The sequence below is a fragment of the Pseudonocardia hierapolitana genome (genome assembly GCF_007994075.1).
GTDB lineage: Bacteria > Actinomycetota > Actinomycetes > Mycobacteriales > Pseudonocardiaceae > Pseudonocardia > Pseudonocardia hierapolitana.
The window spans coordinates 325965-349203 of sequence record NZ_VIWU01000001.1; the positions used below are offsets into that span (position 1 = coordinate 325965).

Sequence of the window (23239 nt, forward strand, 5' to 3'; positions counted from 1 at the left end):
GAGGTGGCCCCGATCAGGTACACCCGCCGAACCGCGCTTCTCGGTGCCGGCGCGGCGCTCGTCCTCTCCCTCGCCGCGTGCGGCGGCAACCTGGGCGGTGGTGGCAGCGGCGGCGGCCAGGCCGCCGAGACGTTCCCGAGCGGCGCCATCAACCTCAGCGTCGGCCAGGACCCCGGCGGGAGCACGGACCTGATCGCGCGAGCGCTGGCGAACGTCGCCACCGATGACCTCGGCGTGCCCGTGCCGGTGGTGAACACGCCGGGCGCCAACGGAGCCCTCGCCGCCCAGGAGCTCGCCACCAAGGCGCCCGACGGCCAGAACCTGATGGTCATCAACGCCTCGCTGGTGGCGATCACCCCGCTCGCCGTGCCCGCCAACGAGGCCATCGACATCCGGAACTACGAGGTCGTCACCGGCATCTCGCAGGACGACTTCATCCTGGTGGCCAACCCGGCCACCGGGTTCCGCACCGTGCAGGACCTGGTCGACGCCCCCAGGCCCATCAGCTACGGCACCACGGGTGTGGGCACCGGTAGCCAGCTCTCCCAGGCGCTGCTCTTCTCCCAGGCGGGCATCGAGGGCAACGCCGTCCCGTTCGACGGTGCGTCGCCCGCCATGACTGCGCTGCTCGGCGGCCAGATCGACGTGGCGGGCGTGCAGCTGGGCGATGCCAAGTCCCACCTCGACTCGATCACGCCGATCGTCGTGTTCTCCAAGGAGCGCAGCCAGTACTTCCCGGACGTCCCCACGGCCGTCGAGGCGGGCTTCGACTCCACGGTGTCCCAGTACCGCGCCGTCGTGGCCCCGAAGGGCACCCCGGCGCCGGTGCTCGACCGGCTGCGCCGGGCCTTCACCGCGGCGTTCGGGTCCCAGGAGTACAAGGACTTCAACACCCAGCGGCTGCTCTCGCCCTACGAGGTGGACGGCGCGCAGGTGGTGTCGGAGTGGACCGCGGCCCGCGACCGGTACCAGGCGTTGATCGACCAGTACGGAATCCCGTTCGGCGACGAGGGCTGACCGGAACGGCTTACCGGCGCGTCCCGCGCCAGGGGATCAGCAACGCCGCGAACCAGCCGATGATCGCGAAGCCACCGACGATCACGAGCGCGGAGAAGTACTGGCCGCCACCCGGTACGGCGCCGGCCACCAGCGAGCCGGCGATCGCCACACCGAGCGACGAACCCAGGTTCGAGACGCTGCGCGACACGCCGGAGATGTCACCCTGGACGTTCTCCGGCCACACCGACTGCACGAGGTTGACCGACGCGGTGAGCATGATCCCGACGCCGACGCCCATGAGGAACAGGCCCGGGATGTAGCTCAAGACGCTGGGAGCCGTCCCGCCGAGCAGGAGCAACAGGCCCAGGCCGAGGGTCGTGACGAAGAAGCCGAACCGGATCAGCCTGCGCTGGCTGTGCCGGCGGGCCATGCGCGGAGCAGCCCCCGACGACAGCAGGAGGCCGATCGTCGCGGGCACCAGCACCAGCCCGGTCTCGATCGCCGAGAAGCCGCGGACCTGCTGGAGGAACACCGAGATCACGAAGAAGGAGCCCTGCAGGACCAGCCACTGGAGGTTTTGGGTCAGCAGGCCCAGGTTCGAGGTGACGTTGGTGAACAACCTGACCGACACCAGCGGGGCGCGGCCGTTGCGCTCCCGCACCCACGCGAAGCCGATGAACAGGGCCAGGAGCACCAGCCCGATACCCACGTAGAACCACACCGGCGAGATCCCGCCCTGCGGGATGATCACGGTGCCGCCGATCGCGTAGGCCTGCGTGGCCGTGCCCCACCCGTACTCACCGCTCTGCAGGACCCCGAACACCACGAAGAACAGGCCGAGCGCAGAGAACACCGCGCCTACCCAGTCGAACGCGGGCCGCTGCTCCGGCAACGGCGGGTCGGCGATGCCCCGACCCAGCCAGATGATCGCCGCCACGATCAGCACTTGCAGGATGAACGACGCCCGCCAGCTGATGGAGCTGGTGATGAGCCCGCCGATGAGGGGCCCGGCCGCGGCGCCGACCCCAGCAGCACCGCTCACGACACCGAAGTACTTGGCGCGGGCGGTGCTGTCGTCGAACAGCGTGGTGATGAGGATGTAGATCGGCGGGATCAGCAGCGCCGAACCGACGCCCTCGAGCAGCGAGTAGCCGACCACGAGGAGGGGCAGCCCCTGCGCGAGCGCCGCGAGCAGCGCGCCCGACCCGTAGATGATGAGCCCCAGCTGGAAGCAGAACTTGCGGCCCCAGATGTCGGTCAGCTTGCTGCCCGGGATCATCAGCGCCGCCATCGTCAGCGTGAACAGGGTGATGGTGGTCTGGATCCCGGTCACCGAGGTGCCGAGGTCGGTGGCGATCGACGTGATCGCGACGTTCATGTTGGAGGCGGCGTAGCTGGCGACGAACTGCGCCAGCGCCAGCGGCAGTACCGCTGCCCTCGCCGCCGCCAGGGCTGCGCCTTCGCCACCTGCGGTGCTGGGCATGGCCCGATGGTGGAGCGGGCGCCGCCCGGCGTCCTCACCCGCCGCGAATGATTGGCGCTGGGCGTTCTCGATCCGGGAGAGCCTGCTGACCGAGCAGTCGGTGCCGCGTCACGTGCCCCCGTCGACGAACTGATCACGGATCGAGGCACACGGGCGGGCCTACCCCTCCGTGACGAACGGGCTCGACGCGATCTCGGTGCCGTCCTCGAGCTTGCCGATCTCGAAGTCGTTGAACACGTTGGGCACCTCGCGCTGCAGCTGGCGCAGGCACTCGATCGCGAGCCCGCGGATCTCGACGTCGGCGTGCTCGGTGGCCCGCATGGCGATGAAGTGGCGCCATGCCCGGTAGTTGCCCGTGACGACGATGCGGGTCTCGGTGCCGTTGGGCAGGATCGCGCGCGCCGCCTGCCGCGCCTGCTTTCGCCGCAGGGTGGCGTCGGGGACGTCGGCGAACTTCTTCTGCAGGCCCTCCAGCAGCGCCTCGTACGCCGCGACCGACGCCGCGGCCGCCTCGGCGAACAGCTCGTGCAGCTCCGGGTCGTCGGCGATGACGTCCGGCTCCACCATCGCGGCGTCCCGCTCGGGCACGTAGCGCTGCGAGAGCTGGCTGTAGGAGAAGTGGCGGTGCCGGATGAGCTCGTGGGTGAGCGAGCGGGAGACGCCGGTGAGGTAGAAGCTCACCGTGCCGTGCTCCAGAACCGACAGGTGGCCGACCTCCAGGATGTGGCGCAGGTAGCCGGCATTGGTGGCCGTGGCCGGGTTCGGCTTGGACCACGACTCGTAGCACGCCCGGCCGGCGAACTCGGCGAGCGCCTGGCCGCCGTCGGCGTCGGTGGTCCACGGCACGCCTTCGGGCGCGATGAACTCGGTCCTGGCGACGAGCTGAACGCCCAGCGGAGCGGTCTGCGGCATGGCGGAAGCGTAGCCACGGGCACGGCAGGAACCGCGTGACACCATGTGACGCCAGAAGGCTCCTTGACTGGCGTCATCGATGACGCCATAGTGACATCATGGACCTGAGCCAGTACGTGCAGCAGCTGCGCGAGGACCTCGCGTCCGCGGCCGCTGCCGGCGACGAGCAGACCCAGCGCACCGGGGCGCTGCTCGGCGCAGCCATCGAGCCTGCGGCGCGCCTCGCGCTCATGAACGCCCTCTCCGACCTCGCCGCCGAGGTCACCGCCGCGCTCGGCGACCGCGTGGTCGAGGTGCGCCTCGACGGCCGCGACGTCCGCGTCGCGGTGAGCCGCGACGAGACGGCCGAACCCGAACCCGACGCGGGCCCACCCTTCGGCGGGTTCGGCGATTTCCGGGGCGCCGACACCGGAGACATCAGCCGCATCACGCTGCGACTCGTCGAGCAGATCAAGAACCAGGCCGAGCAGGCCGCGGCGGCGCAGGGCGTCTCGCTCAACTCATGGGTCGCACAGGCCGTGCAGGGCGCGCTGGCGGGCCACCGCAAGCAGGGCCGCCACGGCGACCGGACGGGCGACCGCGGCGGCAAGCGCCTGCGCGGCTGGGTGGAGGGGTGAGTGACGTGAGCGAGTCCGACATCAACTTCGACAAGAACGAGAACTTCGACAAGAACGAGAACTTCGACAAGAACGAGAACTTCGACAAGAACGAGAACTTCTCGAAGGACGACTTCTCCGCCGACGAGCCCGGCCCCGGCCTGGTCCGCCAGCAGAGCTGGCCCGTCGACGGCCCCGCCGAGCTGGAGCTGGCCACCGACGTCGGCCGCATCCGCGTGCACCTCGAGGACCTCCCCGAGGGCGGCGGCGAGCTGCGCGTCGAGGTACGTCACGATCCGGCGGCCAGCAACACCTGGACCCAGGGCATCTCCAGCCTGATCAACTGGCTGGGCACCGCAGCCGGAGCCGGGTTCGGCGACCCGGAGCAGCTCGCCGTCGACGCCGTGTCGGCCGCCGAGATCAGCTGGTCCGACGGTGGACGCCGGCTCGTGGTGCGTTCGTCGCAGGAGCTCCCGCTGCGTGCGGTGCCGCTCGCGATCACCGTGTGGGCACCCACGCGGTCGCGGCTGGCGGCGCGGGTCGGCGCGGGCGACGTGCGGGCCAGCGGCCGTGCGGGCTGGGCGGGCGTGCGCGCGGGCTCCGGCAACGCCACGCTGGACGGCGTCGACGGCGATGCCGACGTCACCACCGGCTCCGGCGCCATCGACCTCGGCCCCGTCACCGGGCGGGCGCGGCTGCGCACCGGCTCGGGCGCGATCCGGGTGGCGAGCACCGGCGGCCCCGCCGAGATCAAGACCGGCAGCGGCGACATCGTCCTCGGCGAGGTGAACGGCGACGTGCGGCTGCGCACCGGCTCCGGTGACGTCACCGTCTCGGACGCCCGCAGCGGAGACCTCCAGTTCGCCACGGGATCAGGCGCCGTCCGCATCGGCGTGCACCCCGGTGTGGGGGCCGAGCTCGACCTGGTGTCCGGTTCCGGGAAGGCACGCAGCGAGCTGGACGTGGCCACCGTGCCACCGGAGAAGCCCGTGACCGTGCAGGTGCGCGGGCGAACCGGCAGCGGCGACGTCCTCGTCGCCCGCGCGGCCGTCCCGGCCTGACACGTACGAACCTGCCTGACCGGCGCGGGGGGAGCCCGGGCGTGGGGGGCCCGGGGGCCGGGTCGGTGCAGGAGAGCCGCTCGCACACCGGCTTCCGCGGGACACGCCGACCGCGGTCGGTGTGAGGACCTCGACCGGTGTGCGAGCGGCCGGGGGGCGGGGCCATGGCCGGCGCCTCCCGCCGGGCGGCACCCCCGTCGATGGGGAGCGACGGGGGGTGCCGTGCCGCCGGCGACCGGTCGGCCGGTGGCGCGACCGCCCGACGAGGCACTTGATCGTCGATCCGGCGCGTTCCCCGACGCACCGCGTCGGCCTTCCCACCCATTCGATGATCAAGCGGAGCCGGATCGGACACGCGGGTCGGGCAGGCGGCGGCTCAGCAGCACGATGCCCACCGTCAGCAGGACGTGCAGGCACACCACGACGACGAAACCGTCCCTCGGCCCGATGACGTCGGCGAGCTCGGCGTAGAGGCCGCCCAGCGTGGCCACGCCGAGCGCGAGGAACGTCTGCTGGGCCGTGCTGAACACCCCGCTTCCTGCGCCGGCCCGATCGGCAGGCACCTGGGCGAGCGTGAGCCCGATCACGGTGGTCATGGCCATGCCCTGGCCCACCCCGCAGATCAAGGTCCCTGGCGCGATGTCGAGCGCCGTCAGGTCCGGCCAGCCGGCCGACACCGTGGCGAGCACGACGAGCAGGCCGAGGAGCTGCAACGCGAACCCGGCCACCACCACCGACCGGCCGAACCGGGCCACCAGACGCGCGTTCGCCATCGACGCGGCGAAGAATCCCACCGCGAGCGGCGCGAGCGCGAACCCGGCACCGAGCGGGCCCATCCGCAGCCCGTCCTGCAGCAGCAGCGCGCAGATGAACATGAACCCGCCGAACCCGACGAAGAACGGGGCGGCGACCCCGAGTCCGCGACGCATGCTCGGCAACCGCAGCACGCTCGGCGGCAGCAGCGGCACTCGGCCGGCCCGCTCCACCCGTCGCTCCACGACCGCGAGCCACAGCCCCAGCACCGGCACCGCCGCGAGCAACGCGACCGACCAGGCGGGCCAGCCCAGCGCGCGGCCCTCCGTCAGCGGGACCAGCAACGCGAGCAGGGTGGCGGCCAACAGGACGGTGCCCCGGCCGTCGACGCCGAGCGGGTTCGCCGACCGGCTCTCCGGCACGGCACGGCGGGCCAGCACCAGCGTCACGATCCCGATCGGCACGTTCACCAGGAAGATCGTCCGCCAGCCGAGCCCGGCGACGTCCGCGGCGACGAGCGCCCCGCCCAGCACCTGCCCGACCACCATCGAGATGCCGGAGTTGGCCCCGTAGTAGCCAACGGCGCGAGCCCGCTCGTCACCGCTGGTCAACGCCTGGATCGAGGCGAGCACCTGCGGCATCGCGATCGCCGCGGCCGCCCCTTGGGCGATGCGGGCCAGCACCAGCGTCGTCGCGTTCGGCGCGAGCCCGCACACCAGCGAGGTCACGGTGAAGGCGGACAGCCCGATCCGGAACATCCGCCTGCGCCCGAACGCGTCGCCGAGCCGTCCACCGAGCACGAGCAGCACCGCGAAGGCGATCCCGTAGCCCGCGACGACCATCTCGAGGGTCGCGCTCGAGGCCTCCAGGTCGGCGTCGATCGTGGGGAGGGCGACGTTGACGATGAAGAAGTCGATGACGTTGAGCGCTGCGCCGAGCAGCAGCGTCAGGAGTCCGGCGGAGGTCAATCCGGGACTCGGTCGAACGGAAGCAGGCCGTGAGGAAGCAGGCCGAATATGAGCGGATTGCACGACCACCACGCTCCGCGGGCCCGCAGGGTGGTACCAGAGCGTGGTCATTCGGGTATCAGCACTACCCGGTAACAGGATCGATGGCGTGGCACGCTGGGCGGCATGAGCACCGCGGTCGAACCGGTAGCCGCTGACCTCTCCGAAAGCATCGCCACGCTGCCGGACGCGGTCCGCCGGCGGGAGCTGGCCGCGTTCCTCCGCAGCCGCCGGGAACGGCTCACCCCCCACCGGGTGGGGCTCCCGATCACCGGGCGCCGCCGGACGCCGGGCCTGCGCCGCGAGGAGGTGGCACAGCTCGCCGGGGTGGGTGTCACCTGGTACACGTGGCTGGAGCAGGGCCGCGACATCCGTCCGTCCGAGCAGGTGCTCGGCGCCGTGGCCCGCACCCTGCAGCTCGACCCGTACGAGTCGGCGCACCTGTTCACGCTCGCAGGGCTCCCCGCCCGGCCGTCGCAGCGGGACTGCAACGCGGTGCCACCGGGTGCCGCGGCGCTGCTCGACCGGATCGACCCGTGGCCCGCCGTGGTGACGAACGCCCGAACCGACGTCCTGGCCTACAACCGGGGTTACGACTGGTTGCTCGGCGACGTCGACGGGCTCCCGTTCGAGGACCGCAACACGACCCTGCAGTGCTTCGTCGGTACCTGGCCGGAGCGGATGCCCGACTGGCCGGGTCACAAGGCGCGCTCGGTGGCACAGCTGCGGGCCGCGATGGCCGACCACATGTCGGACCCGAGCTGGAAGGCGCTGATCAAGCGCCTCCGCCGGGAGTCGCCCGACTTCGACATCCTGTGGAGCCAGCACAACGTGACGGAGCCGCGCAACCTGACGAAGCGGTTCGTGCATCCCGATGCCGGGCTGCTGCAGTTCCACACGACGTACCTCTGGCTCACCCCCTCGCCGGAGATCCGGCTCGCAAGCTACACGCCGGCCGACGCCGAGACGGCGGACAAGCTGGCCGCGCTGCACCTCTGACGCTGGATCCGACGCAGGGGTGCGGCGAGGTCGCCCCGCTCCCCCACCTCGACGCCGTCGAGGCCGAGCCACTCCGCCATGACCTGCAGCTCCTCCGCCAGTTCCGCGGTGACCCGCGGGACGTCGACCCCGGGCTCGGCGAACGCGCCGGGCACGCGCAGCACGCCGGCCGCGCGATCCGCCTTGAGGTCGACGCGGCCGACGAGCTCGCCGTCGAGCAGGAACGGGAACACGTAGTAGCCGTACTGCCGCTTCGGCTCCGGCACGTAGATCTCGATGCGGTAGCGGAACCCGAAGATCCGCTCCGTGCGGGCGCGCTCCCACACCAGCGGGTCGAACGGGCAGAGCAGGGCGCGGCCGGTGATCCGCCGCGGCACGCGGGCGCCCGGCAGCCGGTACGCGGGCCGATCCCAGCCGCGGACCTGCACCCGCTCCAGCTCGCCGGACTCCACCAGGTCGGCCACCGCCGCCTGGCTGTGCGCCGGCGCGAGACGGTAGTAGTCGCGCAGGTCGGGCTCGGTGGCCACGCCCAGCGCCGCCGCCGAGCCCAGCACGAGCGTGCGGGCCGCCTCCTCGGCGCTCGGCTGCGGCGCGGACAGCACTGCCGGCGGCAACACCCGCTCGGGGAGGTCGTAGAGCCGCTGGAAGTGGCGGCGGGTGCCGGTGGTGAGAGCGCCGGTGCCGAAGAGGTACTCGCAGACGCGCTTGACCTCCGACCGCTCCCACCACGACGCGCCGGACGGCCGCGGCCGGGTGGGCGCCTCGAGCGCCTTCTCCAATGCGCCCGCGCCGATCGGGCCCAGCTCCTTGACGGCGGCAAGGATGTCGTCGACCAGGCCGGGATGCCGGTCGACCAGGGGCTGGTAACTGCGCCACCACCGGTCGCGGAAGGCGCCCGACCACAGGAGCGGCCACTCCTCCACCGGCACCAGGCTCGCCTCGTGAGCCCACGCCTCGACCAGCAACCGCGGCTTGCGCGCCGTGTGTGCCCACGCGGCGTCGTCGACCAGAGCGTGGTCGTACGGCCCGAGCCGGCTGAACACCGGCATGTAGTGGGCGCGGACGGCGACGTTGACCGAGTCGAGCTGCAGCAACCGGACCCGGCCGAGCACCCGGGCGAGATGGCGGCGGGTGGGCGGGCCGGAGGGCCGTGGGTCGGCGAACCCCTGGGCGGCCAGCGCGGCCCGGCGCGCGGCGGCGGGGCCGATCGTCTCGACGGTGGGCGTCACGGAGGGGATGTTGCCAGCTCCCCCTGACGTTTCCGGGGGCGCTCGGACGCGACCACCACGACCACCGCGAGCAGCACGACGGCGCCTCCTGCCAGCTGCAACGCGGAGAACCGCTCGCCCGCCACCAGCACGCCAAGGAGCACCGCGATCACCGGGTTCACGTACGCGTAGGTCGCCACGGTGGAGACCGGGAGCAGCGCCAGCGCGTACGCATAGGCGCTGAACGCGACCAGCGACACGACCACGGCCATGTAGGCCCATGCCCACCACGCGCGGGGATCGACGGCGGCGAGGTCCGGCCGGTCACCCACGAGAACGCTGCCGGCCAGCAGGATCGCCCCGCCGATCAGCATCTGCCCTGCGGCCAGCGCGAACGGGCTGGCCGGCGCGGGCATCCGCGTCGTGGCGAACGTGCCGGACGCCCAGCCCACGGCCGCGATCAGCACCAGCCACGGCCCCCACCACGCGTTGCCGAACACCCCACCCGACCCGGCCGATGGACCGGCGAGCAGCAGCAGCGCGAGGCCTGCGACGCCCAGCCCCACCCCTCCGACGGTGGCGCGCCGCGGCCGGTCCCCGGTGAGCGCCCGCAGCACGACGATCCACATCGGTACGGACGCGATCAGCAGCGCCGCGAGCCCGGACGCCACGTTCTGCTGGGCGATGGTGACCAGCCCGTTCCCCCACGCCGGCAGCAGCAGCCCCGCCAGTGCGGTGGTGCCGAACTGCGGCCAGGTCATCCGGAACGCCCTCGGCCCGGAGAACACCAGCACCAGGAGCCCGAGCAGCGAGCCGCCGACGAGGAACCGCACGCCGCTCGCGAAGAGCGGCGGCAACTCGGCGATGACGAAGCGGTTGGCGAGGTAGGTGGAGCCCCACAGCACGTAGACCACGCCCAGCGCGGCCCATGCGAGGGAGTACGGGCGACCGGCGGCGTTCACCCCCACCACGTTGCCATGGCGAACGACGACCGGCCGCCGAGTTGCCGGAGGCGTGGGCTTGGATGGGGCCATGGCCACAGCCGCCGTCCGCCCCGCGACGCCCGATGACGTCCCCGAGATCGTGCGGATCCAGGCCGACACCTGGACCACCGCGTACGCCGGGCTCGTGCCCGCCGCGGCGCTGGAGGGGTTGCGCTCCCCCGCGGCGCGGGCGGCGTGGACGGCGGCAGTGGGTGCGGGCGACGGACACCACGTGCTCGTGGCCACCGAGGGCGAGTGGACCGTAGGGTTCTGCGCCGCGGCGCCCGCCGTGGTGCCGGAGGGTGCGACGGCATCATCCGCCCCGACGCTCGGTCCCGAGGCGTGGGCGGAGATCAGCGCCCTGCTCGTGGAGCCGCGCTGGGGCAGGCGCGGCCACGGCGGCCGCTTGCTGGCCGCGGCCGCCGCGCACCTGCGCGGGGACGGCGCCCGCTACGGCCTCGCCTGGGTCCCGGAGGCCGACGCCGCGAGCCGCAACTTCTACAAGGCGGCAGGCTGGACCGCCGACGGAGCCGTGCGCGTGCTTGACACGGGCGAGGGCGAGCTGCGCGAGGTGCGGATCACCGGGTCACTGGACCTCGAACTGCGATGACGGCGCACCGGCCGTCCACGCGTCGAGCACCTCGACGTGGCGGATCCCGCCGGACTCGGCGATGTGGCGGAACCACGACACGGCCTCCGGCACCTCCCCGATGTCGCGCGCGGAGGCCTCGGCCTCCTCCCGGCTGCTCCAGACGAGGATGTCGAGCCAGCCGCCGTCCTCCTCCTTCGTGAGGTAGGCCGCCACACAGCCGGGGAAGCGCGCCCGGAGCGCGGCGATCATCGCCGGGCGCTCCGCGAGCAGCTGCGGTTCGGCGCCCGGGCGGACGGTGGAACGGGCGAGCTCGATCGTCGGGGACACGCAGGGAGGCTACGTGGCGCGCCTACAGACCGAGGAGTGGCTCCAGGCCCACCGTCAGGCCCGGACGGTCGCGGACCGCCTGCACCGCCATGATCACGCCGGGCATGAAGGAGGCGCGGTCGAACGAGTCGTGGCGGATCGTCAGCGTCTCGCCGGTGCTGCCGAGCACCACCTCCTGGTGCGCCACGAGCCCGGGCAGCCGCACCGAGTGGACACGGACGCCCTCCACCTGCGTGCCCCGGGCACCCGGGAGCTCCGACGTGGTGGCGTCGGGCACCTCACCGGCACCGGCCTCGGCCCGCGCCGCGGCGATCAGCGACGCCGTGTGCACGGCCGTGCCCGACGGCGCGTCCACCTTGCCGGCGTGGTGCAGTTCGATCACCTCGACGGACTCGAAGAACCGGGCCGCCGTTCTCGCGAACTGCATCATGAGCACGGCACCGACCCCGAAGTTCGGGGCGATCAACACGTGGCCCTGGCGCGCCTCGAGCCGCGCGCGCACGTCGGCGAGCCGGGCCTCGTCGAAGCCGCTGGTACCGACCACCACAGCGATGTCGTGGTCGAGGCAGAACTGCAGGTTGTCCAGCACGGCGCCGGGGTGGGTGAAGTCGACGGCCACCTGCGCGCCCGCGTCGGTCAGCGTGGAGAGCGGGTCACCGTCGTCGACCTGCGCGACGAGCGTGAGCCCGTCCGCCGCCTCCACGGCCGCGCAGACCTGCGTACCCATCCGTCCTCGCGCGCCCAGCACGCCGACCCGAATCTCCTCGCTCACGCGGGAAAGGCTAGTCAGGCGAAGACCAGCGCCCCGACCCAGACCGCCGCAGCGAGCAGCCCCGTGGCCATCTCGATCACGATGCTCCAGCCCACGGCCGCCAGCGCCCTGCGGGTGGAGGGCCACGCGGCGTCGTGCCCACCGAGGCGGGCCAGCTCCGCGAGGTAGATCCCGAGCACGAACCCGATGAAGAGCCCGATCACCGGGATCACGAAGAACCCGATCACACCGAGGACCGCGCCCGCCGCGATGGTGCGCCCGGGCACCCCGGAGTCGCGAAGCGCCCGCCCGGGCACGAGGTACTTCACCACCGTTCCGACCACCACGATCGCGACGACGATCCCCAGCACGACCCAAGCCACCGCGTCCCCGCGGGCGACGGTCCACACCGCCACCCCCGCCACCACGCACACCAGCCCGGGCAACACCGGCAACACGATGCCCACGATGCCGACGGCGACGAGCACCGCGGCGAGGACGGTAGCGACCTCCACCGCTCGATCATGGCACGCGTCCGCCCTGAGCAGGACCGCCGTCGCCGACGAGCACCTGTCGTCACGACCGACGGGCTCTGCGGCCCATCCGACCGCAGACGGCATCGCACCGCGGTGCCGACAGCTGCGGCGCTTCGCCTCAACTCGCCGGGACCACTCCGGCGAGCGCCGCATCGAGGGTCGTCCTGAACCCCGCGAGGCGCTCGATCATGAGATCGACCTCGTGGCGCGCCTCCGGGCGCACCTGCGGCGTGAGCACCGCGAGGTCGTGGATCACGGCCGCGACGACGCCATGTGCGATCGGTGCGGGGAGCCGCTCGATCTCCTTCCTCACGCGGTGCTCGAGGATGATCGCCTGCGGGAGGTCGTCGTCGAGCACGCTGGCTCGCATCAGGTCGGCGAGCACCCATGCGATCTCGTCCGTCGCGCTGAGGACGCGAAGGAGCAGCTGCGCGGCCTCGCGGACTCGGCCGAGGCGCAACAGACACCTCGCTCGCTGGTGCAGGGTTTCGGTGTCGGGATGGCTCCTGCGCATGAGCCGGTCGAGCAGGCCCTCGAACACCGCGGTCGCCTCGTCATCCTGGGTTTCCGCCAGGCACGCGCCGAGCTCTTCCGAGATCGCCTCCTCCACGGGCCAACGGGTGCGCGCGTTCCTGGCGATCGCCAGGGCGTGATGAGGCGCGCCGCTCAACCGGAGTGCACGAGCTGTGTACAGCCAGCCGAGCGAGGACTGCGCTGTCCTGCGCGACCCGCTGAGCCCGTACTCCCGAGCAGCGCGGAAGTCGCCCGCACTGACCCACACGACGGCGAGAGCGACGTCCGCGAACGGATTGCCCGCCTCCGCCGCTCGCGTCGCGAGCCGCAGCGCATCGGTCCACAGACCCACGCGGCAGAGAGCGAGAGCGTTGTCAGCGACCGCCGACGGACCGTCTGTGAGCTGGGCCGCCGCGCGGAACGCCTGGGCCGCCCGGCTGAGGTGGCCGAGCTCGACCAGGACCCATCCGCAGGCGCGGAGGATCAGGGGGTCCTCGCCTGCCTCGTCGAGGTTGGCCTGCAGGATCTCGAGGGCGCCGGTGGTGTCACCCGTTCCGTACAGCCCCGTCGCGCGAACGACGGCCAGATCCCGATTACCGCGATCGCTGGCACTCAGCTGGGAGAGCAGGTCTGTCACGCGGTCCGCTGCACCTTCTGCCAGCTCGAGGGCGATCAGCTCCGAGAGCGCGAAGGAGTACTGGGGATCGAGTTCGACGGCCCGGCGCAGATCGCGGCGTGCCGCCTCGGGATCACCCTCGTCGAACTCGAGGGCGCCGCGGGACGCGAGCGTGGACGCGCGGTTCTCCTCGTCGGCGTCGACGACCCGGCTGAGCAGTTCCCGCGCCTCACGACGCCTCCCGTCCCTGCGGTAGAGCTCACCGAGCGCGGCAAGTGCCCACGTGGGTGGATCAGCACCGCTGACGAACTGCTCCAGCTCGGTATGGACCTCCGGGAGCCGCTCGAGGGCCCAGAGGGCCTCGATCCGAGTCCATTCCCGATCTCGGTCCGACTCGGTGGCGGCCGGTAGGGCGTCGACGATGGCGAGGGCCTCCTCGGCGCGGCGCAGAGTCAGGAGGACCTTCGCAAGGTGCACCCCGAGCGTGCCGTCACTCGGGGACAGTTCGTGGGCATGCCGGTAGAACCGTTCCGCGGCCGGCAGCTGGCCGTGCCTCCTGGCCAGCTCCGCCCGATGGACGAGCACCGGGAGGTGGTTCCCGCCGCGGTCGCGAATGCTGCGCTGGATACCGCGCAGGACGGCATCGGCCGCGGAGTACGGGGTATCCGCCAGCTCCTGGACCAGAGCGTCGAGGAACCACGTCGTCGGCGCCTCGCGCGCCGCGGCGGCGAGGAGTGCGATCCCGTCCTGCCGCCGCCCCTGTGTGATCAGCGCCTGGCCCTTGCTCGCGCGGGCGTAGCTGTAGGTGGGGGCGAGCTGCAGCGCCCTGTCGAAGGCGCGCACCGCCTCGTCGAGCTGTCCACGACGCCGCAAGACCTCGCCGAGCGTCGCGTGGGCCCGGGCGCTGCCGGGTGCGTACTCGACCGCCCGGCGCAGGAGGTCCTCGGCGGTCGCGAGGCCATCCTCCCCACCGCGGTCCAGCTCGATCTCACCCAGCCCGCACAGCGCCTCGACGTCGTCGCCGTCGCGGCCCAGTGCCTCCTCGTACGCCGACCGCGCCGCGGCGAAGTCGCCGATCATGGCCAGTGCCGCCCCGCGCGACGCCTCCACCCACGACGGCACGTCGCTCGGATCGAGGCTGTCGAACACCGCCAGTGCCCTGCGAGGGTCTCCGCTCACGCGGGCCAGGTCACCGCGGAGGGCAATGAGCCAGATGTCGCTTCCACCCCGGACCGCAGCCTGGTCCAGATCCGCGCTCGCGGCCGCGTGCTCGGCGAGTAACGCGTTCGCCAGCCCACGCGTCCGGTAGACCTCGAGGTCGTCGTCGTCCAGCTCGTGTGCGCGATCCAGGACGTCGCGCGCCTCGGCGGGTCGGTCGGCGTCTATCAGGGCGCGAGCGAGGCCTGTGAGCAACCGCGCGTCGTCGGGGCGGTCCGCGAGAACCGCGTCGAGCAGAGCGGGGTCCTCGTGCAGACGACCGGCGCCGTGCAGAGCCATGACCAGCAACGCCCGACCGATCGACGGCCGGCTGGGCACCAGCTGCCGTGCCGGCTCGATGGCTCGCTCGGGATGCCCGTCGGCCAGCTCCAGTCGTGCGAGCACCCCCAGCAGCTCGGGCGGCACCGGGTCGCGGCGGAGGGCGTCGTCGAGCAGCGACCGCGCCCGGCTCGTGTCACCGGAGGCTGTGGCTTGCGAGATCGCGAACGCTCGCACCCCGGGTTCGTCGGGCCATCGCGCGAGCCCGTCTCGCGCAAGGCCCTCCGCCGCTTCGGTTCCCTCGATGCGGTATGTCGACCGGGCCAGTTCGAGGAGCAGGTCAGGGCCAGGGGCGAGGATGTATGCGCGCTCCAGCGCGTCCTTCGCATCATTCGCGGCGCCCCTCGCTTCCCGCGAACGGGCATAGACCCGCCACGCCTGCGCCCGCACCGCCCGGTCGGCCGTCTCGCTCATGGCGAGCTCGACGAGCTTCCGCTCGCCCCGCTCCGGTAGCGCGGCCACCGCTACGCTGGTGGCCGCTTTCACGAGCGCTTCGGTCGCCCTGACCACGTCGCCGTCGTTCGCAGCCATAAGGGCCTGCGCGATCAGCATGTTCGCGGTGCGCCCTTCGTCGCGCGAATGCAGAGCGCGCCTGGTGTCGCGGATGGGGCTGTCGGGTTCTCGGGACACGGTCATCAGGTCCTCCCCCGGCTCGGCCAGAGCTTCTTGATCTTCGCTGCGAACCGCTCCGGGTCTGCGCTGCCGTCGAGGCGCAACCGCCACGCGGCGGTGAGCAGGTCGAGGACGGCGTCCTCCTCCGAGTTCCAGCCCGGACCGGACTTGCCCTCCTTCAGGAAGTCCTGCCAGTGCTGGGACGCGCGCCACCGCTTGTCGTCCGAGCGGTGGATGAACATCCGCGTGTCGAAGTGATCGACCGCCTCGCGGCAGAAGTCGTCCAACCAGTCCCGCTCGGGCGGAGGACCCTCCGCCTCCTCCAGGGCGACCGCCGCTTCCGCCGGGCCGGCGTGCGCCGCGACGGCGGCTTCCCAGATCCGCCACAGGCGGACGAGCTCGTCCGTGAACGTGCCTCCCGCCCCCGCGCCGCTCTCGACCGCCATCTTGATCACCCGGGCCCGGTCGATGTCCCGGGGCTCGGTCGGGGAGTGTGGCACGTCGTAGCCCGGTCCCAGTCGGAGCAGGAGAGCCGCGCAGGCGTAGGCGAACCCCAGCGTGTAGGCCGCGAACGCATCGGCGACGAGCTGGTGGACGTACTCGGTCGTGCGCCGGTCATCCGGATCGGTCTGCTGGTCGTCCCGCACGTACCTCCGCACGAGGGCCACCAGGTCCTCGTCGTTCTGGTCCTTCGCGTAGGCCAGCCCGACCTCGTGGCCCACCAGCGGGATACCCCAGATCGACCACTCCGGGAACCCGAGGAGGACGACGCTCTCGAGCGCGTTGCCCAGTGCGGCATGCCGGGCCGGCAGCGGGAGCGACGACCGCGGCGTCACGCCCTTGAACCGGGTGAGCAGCACGCCGGTCATCTCACACACCCGGTCGTCGAGGCCGGTGTCTCGCAGGGTCAGCCCGCCGAGGAAGTCGACGTACTCGACGAAGATCGGCCGGGCCTTCTCGTCGAGCAGGCTCTGGTAGTCCACCCACTGGGTCCGCCGCTGCGCAGGCTCCTCGTCCCGGATCCTGTCCTTGAGCGACGTGATGTCGCCTTCCACCTCGCTGCATCGCCGGTCGAGGCTGTTCCGGAGCGTGTCGGCCTGATCGGCGATCAGGACCGCCGTCTCGGTCGCCTGCTTGAGGAACCCCTCTGTGTCGGCGACCCTCGCGACGAGCGCGACGACCCGGCCGCGGGCATCGGACAGCCGCCTGTCGAGCCCCGGGTGGGCGTCGTCGAGGAGCTTGACGATGGTCGTCTCGTCCTCCATCGCCTGGATCAGCGCGGCGAGGTCGTTCTGGACCGCCCGCAGCTCGCTCCGGCACGGGCGGATCGCGGTCCTCGCGTTCTCGAGGAACTCCCCCCGCTTGTTGGCGTGGTCGACCGCGACCCTGACCTTCTTGACATCGAGTTGGAGCGCCTCGAGGCGAAGGATCAGCAGGTCGGTGTTCATGGGGATCTCCTCTTGACGACCGCGGCGCAGTACCGGGTGACGAGCAGGCCGACCGCCTCGTCGTCGGCGGGATCGACGCGGTCGAGACGCCACCGCCACGCGCCGTCCACGACGGCGGCGACCGTGGCGTCCTGCGGTGGGACCGGATCGAGGCGCACGAGGAAGCCGGCGACCTCGATGGCGGCGTCGACGTCGCCGTAGACCAGGCCCGGCCGATGCCGCCGCACGGTCCGGACGGTTCGTCGTGCTGCCTCGAGGGCCGCCGGTGACGCGTCAGGCACCCGGCCGAGCAGGGTCCGGGCAAGCGGATCGACCACCCGCTCCCGCATCTGCCGGTAGCCGGCCCGCTTCGTCTCCTCGGTCAGCGCGTCCAGGACTATCCGGGTCACCGCGATCCGGGTGGTCCACGCCGGATGGCTCTGGTTGGCCTGCGTGGCGGCGGGGACCGGCGGAACCCGCAGGCACAGGCAGGCGATGGGGTAGGTCGCCCCGCAGCACAAGGTTGCGACGGCGTCCGCCACCAGCTCGCTCGCATGCGCCTCAGCTCGTGCGGGGGACGTCCCCGCGTCCGCCAGTGCCTTTCCCACCGCCGTCACCGTCGCGGCGAGCGGCCGGTTGTCGGATAGACCCGGATCGAGGTTGCGCAGCGTCGCCGTCGCGTGATGACCGAACTCGTGCGCCAGGAACGGGAGGTCCCAGACGCGCGCCCCGGGGAACCGCATCGCCACGGACGCGCGGGTGTGGTCGACGGACTCCAACTCCTGGGTCTGGCCGAGCACCAGCCCGGGTATCCCGGCCAGTCCGACGAGTTCGTCGAGGAAGGCCTCCGCCGCGTCGAAGGTGCCCTCGGCGAGCCCCGACTCCCGCAGCAGCTGCGTCATCAGCAGGGCCACCAGCTCGTCCACGAGTGCGTCCGCCCTGGCCAGCTCGTCGGTCAACCTCGTCCATCCGTCCTCGGACGCGGCCAGCGCCTGCGCCCAGGTCTGATGTCGGAGGAGCCGGTCCCCCAGTCCGACGCGCCGCGAGTTGGTGCCGGCCGCCGCCGCTCTCGGCAGCAGTCGTTGCAGGTCCGACATGCGCGCTGCCTCGCCTGCCAGCCGCATCCGAAGCAGTCCCGTGCTGTCGGGCATGGTCCTCACGGCGCCACTCCGAGAACGAGGCGGACACCCCGCACGCGCCCGGGGATGTCGGACGCGCCCGTGTAGTCACGGCCCATGACGATCGTCGCGCCGAGGACCAGGACCAGGCCGACCGCCGTGATCGAAGCGGCGTGCGGGACCGTGATCTGCAGCAGCGCCAGGGCAGCGGCCGCGCCGGTGAGCGCGACGGCGACCCGGCGAAGCATGCGGCACAGTTTCGCGAAGCGGTTCGTGAGCTCATCGAGCTCCGCGACCAGCTGCGACCGCTCGTCGTGCGGGTCGCGGCTCCCGAGCTCCTCTCGGACCGCGTCGGCGCCGATCGCCCAGCCGGCGAGGACCGCGGCGTCCTCGTCCTGGCCGAGTCGCGCCAGTACGCCGTCGATTCTGGCCCGGATGCGCTCGACGGCATCGATGTCGACGAGGTGCTGGAGGAGATCGAGGCCTCGTCGCACGGCACGCAGACCCCACCGGGTCAACCGCGCGCCGACGTCCAGCCGGAGGTCGGCGACGAGGTTGCGCAGTGACTCCGGAACGCATGCGACCAGCGGCTTCAGCGTTCGGTCCAGCACCGCCGTCGCGACGTCCGCGGCGGCGTCCGCCATCTCGTCGAGCGTCGCGTGTGCGGCTTCACGCACGCTCGGCGAGGTGCCGGTCGGCCCCGCGTCGAACCGATGGCGTGCCGCAGTCCCGCCATCCTCCAGCTCGATCGAGTCCGCCGTTACGTCCAGGTCGCGGACCGCCGCCTCGAGCCGGCCGACCCGCGAGGGCGACTCGACGGCCGCCTCCGCGGAGAGCAACGTCGTGCCGATGCCCAGCTGCGCGGCAGCGACGGCGAGCAGCTCCTCGTCGGTCGGCTCGGCAGCGTGCGCGTCGAACCTGCTCACCTGGTCCCCGGCCGTCCGACGCGCGCTGGCCTCCAGCCAGTCGACCGCAACATCGAGATCGTCAGCGCCCGACCGGATGCTCTGCAGCACGCTCCGCGCTGCGGCTCCGACCGTGCGGGCGTCGTCGACGGCCCTTGCTGCCTCGCCCATCAGCACCGACATGGCGGGCACCTCCTCGTCCTCGCTGCGGCCTCGCCGGTGAGCCGGCCCGGTCGCAGCGAAGCGGCAGTCCACCGCTCGCCTGCGGAGGGTTGACCCGAGGAGGCGCATCGCCGTACGCCAGATACATCCCAGGCATCGGCGAAGCTCGTCCGGTCCGACGTGGCCGCGGCGGGCGGGCAACCGGCGTCGTCAGGGCGAGCCGAACAGCGCTGAGTGCCATCTCCGCCTCTCGGGCGGGGTGCTGTCCGATCGCGGCCCGCTGCCGGTGGTCGAACGTGTGCCCTGACGGTCTCGGCCGGGGCGCTCCGTTACTCGAGCGCCCGGAGCGATGCCGGCAGCTCGGCCTCCTCGGCGTAAGGACCGACGACCGCGGCCGTCAACGGCGCGGCGAGCAGCTCCGCCGCCAGCGCGGCCACGTCGTCGATCGTGACGGCGCTGATGCGGTCGAGGCTCTCGGTGATCGTGCGCTGGCGGCCGTGGTCGAGCTCGGACCGCCCGATCCGGTTCATCCGGGACGGGGTGTCTTCCAGCCCCAGCACGAGGCCGCCGCGCAGGTTGCCCTGGGCGCGGACGAGCTCGGCGGGGGTGAGGCCGTCGGCGGCCACCTCGGCGAGGACGGCCCGCACGACCGTCGCGACCTCGTCGACGCGCTCGGGAGCGCACCCGGCGTACACCGAGAAGCTCCCCGCGTCGGCGTAGGCCGAGAGCGCCGAGTAGACCGAGTACGCGAGCCCGCGCTGCTCGCGAACCTGCTGGAAGAGCCGGGAGCTCGGCCCGCCGCCCAGAGCCGTGTTGAGCACGGTGAGCGCGGAGCGGCGCGGGTCGTGGCGCGAGAGGCCGGGCACGCCGAGCATGAGGTGCACCTGCTCGGTGTCGTCGGGCCGCAGCACGAGGCGTGGACCGGCCGCCAGCTGCGCGGGTGCCGGGTGGCGCGGGGGCACCGGCACGGCGTCCCCGGCCCGCGCGGACGCGGCGGCCAGCGCGCTCGACACGAGCTCGACGACCTCGGCGTGCACCAGGTTGCCTGCCGCGGCCACCACCATCCGCGGCGTGGTGTACTCACCGCTCCAGAACTCGTGCAGCGTGTCGCGGCTCATCCGCCGGATCGAGTACTCGGAGCCGATCACCGGCCGCCCCAGCGGGTGGTCGCCGAACAGCGCCTCGTCGAACAGCTCCCCGAGCAGGTCCTCGGGGTCGTCGTCGCGCATGGCGATCTCCTCGAGCACCACCCCGCGCTCGATCTCGACGTCCGGCGGCGCCAGGGTGGCGTCGGTGACGACGTCGGCGAGCACGTCCACCGCGAGCGCCAGGTCGGTGTCGAGCACGTGCGCGTAGTAGCAGGTGTGCTCCTTGGCGGTGAACGCGTTCAGGTCACCACCGACCGCGTCGAACTGCTCCGCGATCTCCACTGCGGTGCGCCGATGGGTGCCCTTGAACAGCAGGTGCTCGAGGTAGTGGGCGGCTCCTGCCTGCAGCGGCGACTCGTCGCGCGAACCGATGCCGATCCAGATCCCGAGCGAGACCGAGCGCACGCCCGGCACCGACTCGGTGACGACGCGCAGTCCACCGGGCAGTTCGGTACGCAGAACGCCGCCGGGGGCGGGAGCGACCGCCCCCGCCCCCGGCGTCACCAGGACATCCGTCACGCCGAATCCTCGCTGACGCTCGTCATCGGCGTGACTTCGTCGCTGTGCCCATTGGTCGACCTCGCAAGCTCGGTCAACTCGGCGAAACCGCCTCTGCCTCGTCGTTCTCGGCAGCGCCGCTCTCCGCCGCAGCGCCGTTCTCCGCAGCGCCGCCGGCGTCGGGCGCCTGCGCGGTGCCGTTGGCCGACTCCTCGCTGACCGGGATCAGGCTGATCTTGCCGCGGTTGTCGATGTCGGTGACCTCGACGCGGATCTTGTCGCCGACCTTGACGACGTCCTCCACCTTGCCGACCCGCTTGCCCTGCCCGAGCTTCGAGATGTGGACGAGGCCGTCCTTGCCGGGCACCAGCGAGACGAAGGCACCGAACGCCGCGGTCTTGACGACCGTGCCGAGGAACCGCTCGCCGACCTTGGGCAGCTGCGGGTTGGCGATGGCGTTGATCATGCCGATCGCCTGCTCGGCGGACGGGCCGTCGGCCGCGCCCACGTAGATCGTGCCGTCGTCCTCGATGGAGATGTCGGCACCGGTCTGCTCGGTGATCGAGTTGATCATCTTGCCCTTCGGGCCGATGACCTCGCCGATCTTGTCGACCGGCACCTTGATAGCCGTGACGCGCGGGGCGAACTGGCTCATCTCGTCGGGCCGGTCGATCGCCTCGCCGATGACCTCGAGGATCGTCAGGCGGGCGTCCTTGGCCTGGTTCAGCGCGGCGGCCAGCACCTCGGACGGGATGCCGTCGAGCTTGGTGTCCAGCTGCAGCGCCGTGACGAACTCGGACGTGCCTGCGACCTTGAAGTCCATGTCGCCGAAGGCGTCCTCGGCACCGAGGATGTCGGTGAGGGCGACGTAGCGGGTCTGGCCCTCCACCTCGTCGCTCACCAGGCCCATCGCGATGCCCGCGACCGGCGCCTTGAGCGGCACACCGGCGTTGAGCAGCGACATCGTGGACGCGCAGACCGAGCCCATCGACGTGGAGCCGTTGGACCCGAGCGCCTCCGACACCTGCCGGATGGCGTACGGGAACTCCTCGCGGGTGGGCAGCACCGGCAGCAGCGCCCGCTCGGCGAGCGCGCCGTGGCCGATCTCGCGGCGCTTGGGCGAGCCCACGCGGCCGGTCTCACCGGTCGAGTAGGGCGGGAAGTTGTAGTGGTGCAGGTAGCGCTTGTGCGTCTCCGGCCCGAGCGAGTCGATCTGCTGCTCCATGCGCAGCATGTTCAGCGTGGTGACGCCCATGATCTGGGTCTCGCCGCGCTCGAACAGCGCCGAGCCGTGGGCCCGCGGCACGACCTCGACCTCGGCCGACAGCGGCCGGATGTCGGTGATGCCGCGCCCGTCGATGCGGATCTGGTCGCGCAGGATGCGCTGGCGCACGAGCTTCTTGTTGAGCGACCGGAACGCGGCGCCCAGCTCCTTCTCGCGGCCCTCGAACTTCTCACCCAGCGAGCCGAGCACCTGGAGCTTGACCTCGTCGAGCTTGGCCTCGCGCTCCTGCTTGCCCGCGATGGTGAGCGCGGCGGCGAGGTCGTCGCTCGCGGCCGCCTCGACGGCCTCGTAGGCGTCGGGCTGGTACGCGGGGTAGGTCGGGAAGTTGCCGGTGGGCTTCGCCGCGACGTCGGCCAGCTGCTGCTGGGCGATGCACAGGCTGCGGATGAACGGCTTCGCCGCCTCCAGCCCGGCCGCCACGACGTCCTCGGTGGGTGCCTGCGCGCCGCCGGCGACCAGCTCGACGGTCTCGGTGGTGGCCTCGGCCTCCACCATCATGATCGCGACATCGTCGCCGACGACCCGGCCCGCGACGACCATGTCGAACACGGCCCGCTGCAGGTCCTCGTACTGCGGGAACGCCACCCACTGCCCGTCGATCAGAGCGACGCGCACGCCGCCGATCGGGCCGCTGAACGGCAGGCCCGCCAGCTGGGTGGACGCCGACGCTGCGTTGATGGCCAGCGCGTCGTAGGGGTCCTGCGGGTCGAGCGACATGACCGTGACGACGATCTGGATCTCGTTGCGCAGGCCGTCGACGAACGACGGGCGCAGCGGCCGGTCGATCAGCCGACAGGTGAGGATCGCGTCGGTGCCCGGACGGCCCTCCCGGCGGAAGAACGAGCCGGGGATGCGGCCGACGGCGTACATCCGCTCCTCGACGTCCACCGTGAGCGGGAAGAAGTCGAAGTGCTCCTTGGGCTGCTTGGACGCCGTGGTGGCGGACAGCAGCATGGTCTCGTCGTCGAGGTAGGCGACGACGGATCCGGCGGCCTGGCGCGCGAGGCGCCCGGTCTCGAACCGGACGGTGCGGGTGCCGAAGCTCCCGTTGTCGATGACGGCACTCGTCTCGTGCACGTCGTCCATGGGGTCGGTCATGTGGTCCTTCTCTTCGAGACGTCCCCACGCCGCACCGGCTGATCCTCGGCCTGGCCGGTCTTCGATCGAAGCCCCCGGGACTCGTGTCCCGGGAGCCACTACCGAGGACCGGCG

19 protein-coding genes are annotated in these 23239 nt (G+C 72.3%); 5 read left to right on the forward strand and 14 right to left on the reverse strand.

Going from position 1 to position 23239, the window contains the following annotated elements; all coding sequences use genetic code 11:
- Positions 1–3 precede the first annotated feature (3 nt).
- Positions 4–1017, forward strand: coding sequence for a Bug family tripartite tricarboxylate transporter substrate binding protein (locus tag FHX44_RS01570; protein WP_212612291.1), 1014 nt, complete (start codon positions 4–6; stop codon positions 1015–1017).
- Positions 1018–1027: 10 nt separating this feature from the next.
- Here FHX44_RS01570 and FHX44_RS01575 read toward each other — a convergent pair whose 3' ends face one another.
- Positions 1028–2482: an MFS transporter gene (locus FHX44_RS01575; RefSeq protein ID WP_147253811.1), complete on the reverse strand. Its 1455-nt coding sequence runs from the start codon at positions 2480–2482 to the stop codon at positions 1028–1030.
- A 159-nt stretch (positions 2483–2641) separates the two neighbouring features.
- Positions 2642–3394 (reverse strand): FAD-dependent thymidylate synthase, encoded by a 753-nt coding sequence (thyX, locus tag FHX44_RS01580; RefSeq protein ID WP_147253812.1) that lies wholly within the window; start codon positions 3392–3394, stop codon positions 2642–2644.
- A 98-nt stretch (positions 3395–3492) separates the two neighbouring features.
- On the opposite strand from thyX, the gene FHX44_RS01585 reads away from it, so the two are divergent.
- A complete protein-coding gene (locus tag FHX44_RS01585; protein ID WP_147253813.1) occupies positions 3493–4011 on the forward strand; it encodes a toxin-antitoxin system HicB family antitoxin in 519 nt (172 codons plus the stop codon).
- 5 nt (positions 4012–4016) lie between these two features.
- Positions 4017–5051 (forward strand): DUF4097 family beta strand repeat-containing protein, encoded by a 1035-nt coding sequence (locus FHX44_RS01590; RefSeq protein WP_147253814.1) that lies wholly within the window; start codon positions 4017–4019, stop codon positions 5049–5051.
- Positions 5052–5383: 332 nt separating this feature from the next.
- Here the strand turns inward: FHX44_RS01590 and FHX44_RS01595 are convergent, their stop codons facing one another.
- Positions 5384–6772, reverse strand: coding sequence for an MFS transporter (locus FHX44_RS01595; protein ID WP_342792465.1), 1389 nt, complete (start codon positions 6770–6772; stop codon positions 5384–5386).
- A 165-nt stretch (positions 6773–6937) separates the two neighbouring features.
- Between FHX44_RS01595 and FHX44_RS01600 the strand changes: the two genes are divergently transcribed.
- Positions 6938–7810: a helix-turn-helix transcriptional regulator gene (locus tag FHX44_RS01600; protein ID WP_147253816.1), complete on the forward strand. Its 873-nt coding sequence runs from the start codon at positions 6938–6940 to the stop codon at positions 7808–7810.
- Here FHX44_RS01600 and FHX44_RS01605 read toward each other — a convergent pair.
- Positions 7756–9039: a winged helix-turn-helix domain-containing protein gene (locus FHX44_RS01605; RefSeq protein WP_147253817.1), complete on the reverse strand. Its 1284-nt coding sequence runs from the start codon at positions 9037–9039 to the stop codon at positions 7756–7758. The two genes, FHX44_RS01600 and FHX44_RS01605, sit on opposite strands and share 55 nt — an antisense overlap.
- Positions 9036–9980, reverse strand: a complete 945-nt coding sequence (locus FHX44_RS42995; RefSeq protein ID WP_246170150.1) for an EamA family transporter — start codon at positions 9978–9980, stop codon at positions 9036–9038. The genes FHX44_RS01605 and FHX44_RS42995 overlap by 4 nt, the downstream gene beginning before the upstream one ends.
- Before the next feature lie 70 nt (positions 9981–10050).
- On the opposite strand from FHX44_RS42995, the gene FHX44_RS01615 reads away from it, so the two are divergent.
- Positions 10051–10611: a GNAT family N-acetyltransferase gene (locus tag FHX44_RS01615; RefSeq protein WP_147253819.1), complete on the forward strand. Its 561-nt coding sequence runs from the start codon at positions 10051–10053 to the stop codon at positions 10609–10611.
- Here FHX44_RS01615 and FHX44_RS01620 read toward each other — a convergent pair.
- From FHX44_RS01620 to FHX44_RS01660, 9 genes are all read right to left on the reverse strand, one after another.
- Positions 10588–10920, reverse strand: a complete 333-nt coding sequence (locus FHX44_RS01620) for an antibiotic biosynthesis monooxygenase (protein ID WP_147253820.1) — start codon at positions 10918–10920, stop codon at positions 10588–10590. The two genes, FHX44_RS01615 and FHX44_RS01620, sit on opposite strands and share 24 nt — an antisense overlap.
- A gap of 22 nt (positions 10921–10942) precedes the next feature.
- On the reverse strand, positions 10943–11692 hold the full coding sequence (gene dapB, locus FHX44_RS01625; protein ID WP_281287866.1) for a 4-hydroxy-tetrahydrodipicolinate reductase: 750 nt from the start codon (positions 11690–11692) through the stop codon (positions 10943–10945).
- A 14-nt stretch (positions 11693–11706) separates the two neighbouring features.
- Positions 11707–12186 carry a DUF456 domain-containing protein gene (locus tag FHX44_RS01630; protein ID WP_246170151.1) on the reverse strand — a complete coding sequence of 160 codons (480 nt, stop codon included), beginning with the start codon at positions 12184–12186 and terminating at the stop codon, positions 11707–11709.
- 139 nt (positions 12187–12325) lie between these two features.
- Entirely contained in the window at positions 12326–15508 is a 3183-nt protein-coding gene (locus tag FHX44_RS01635) for a tetratricopeptide repeat protein (protein ID WP_147253822.1), read from the reverse strand.
- Positions 15508–16932: a hypothetical protein gene (locus FHX44_RS01640; RefSeq protein ID WP_147253823.1), complete on the reverse strand. Its 1425-nt coding sequence runs from the start codon at positions 16930–16932 to the stop codon at positions 15508–15510. Before FHX44_RS01640 ends, FHX44_RS01635 begins: the two co-directional genes overlap by 1 nt.
- Entirely contained in the window at positions 16929–18071 is a 1143-nt protein-coding gene (locus FHX44_RS01645) for a hypothetical protein (RefSeq protein ID WP_147253824.1), read from the reverse strand. Before FHX44_RS01645 ends, FHX44_RS01640 begins: the two co-directional genes overlap by 4 nt.
- Positions 18068–19297: a hypothetical protein gene (locus FHX44_RS01650; RefSeq protein WP_147253825.1), complete on the reverse strand. Its 1230-nt coding sequence runs from the start codon at positions 19295–19297 to the stop codon at positions 18068–18070. The genes FHX44_RS01645 and FHX44_RS01650 overlap by 4 nt, the downstream gene beginning before the upstream one ends.
- A gap of 128 nt (positions 19298–19425) precedes the next feature.
- Positions 19426–20763 (reverse strand): M16 family metallopeptidase, encoded by a 1338-nt coding sequence (locus FHX44_RS01655; RefSeq protein WP_147253826.1) that lies wholly within the window; start codon positions 20761–20763, stop codon positions 19426–19428.
- Between the two features lie 73 nt (positions 20764–20836).
- Positions 20837–23125 (reverse strand): polyribonucleotide nucleotidyltransferase, encoded by a 2289-nt coding sequence (locus FHX44_RS01660; RefSeq protein ID WP_147253827.1) that lies wholly within the window; start codon positions 23123–23125, stop codon positions 20837–20839.
- Between the last annotated feature and the right edge of the window lie 114 nt (positions 23126–23239).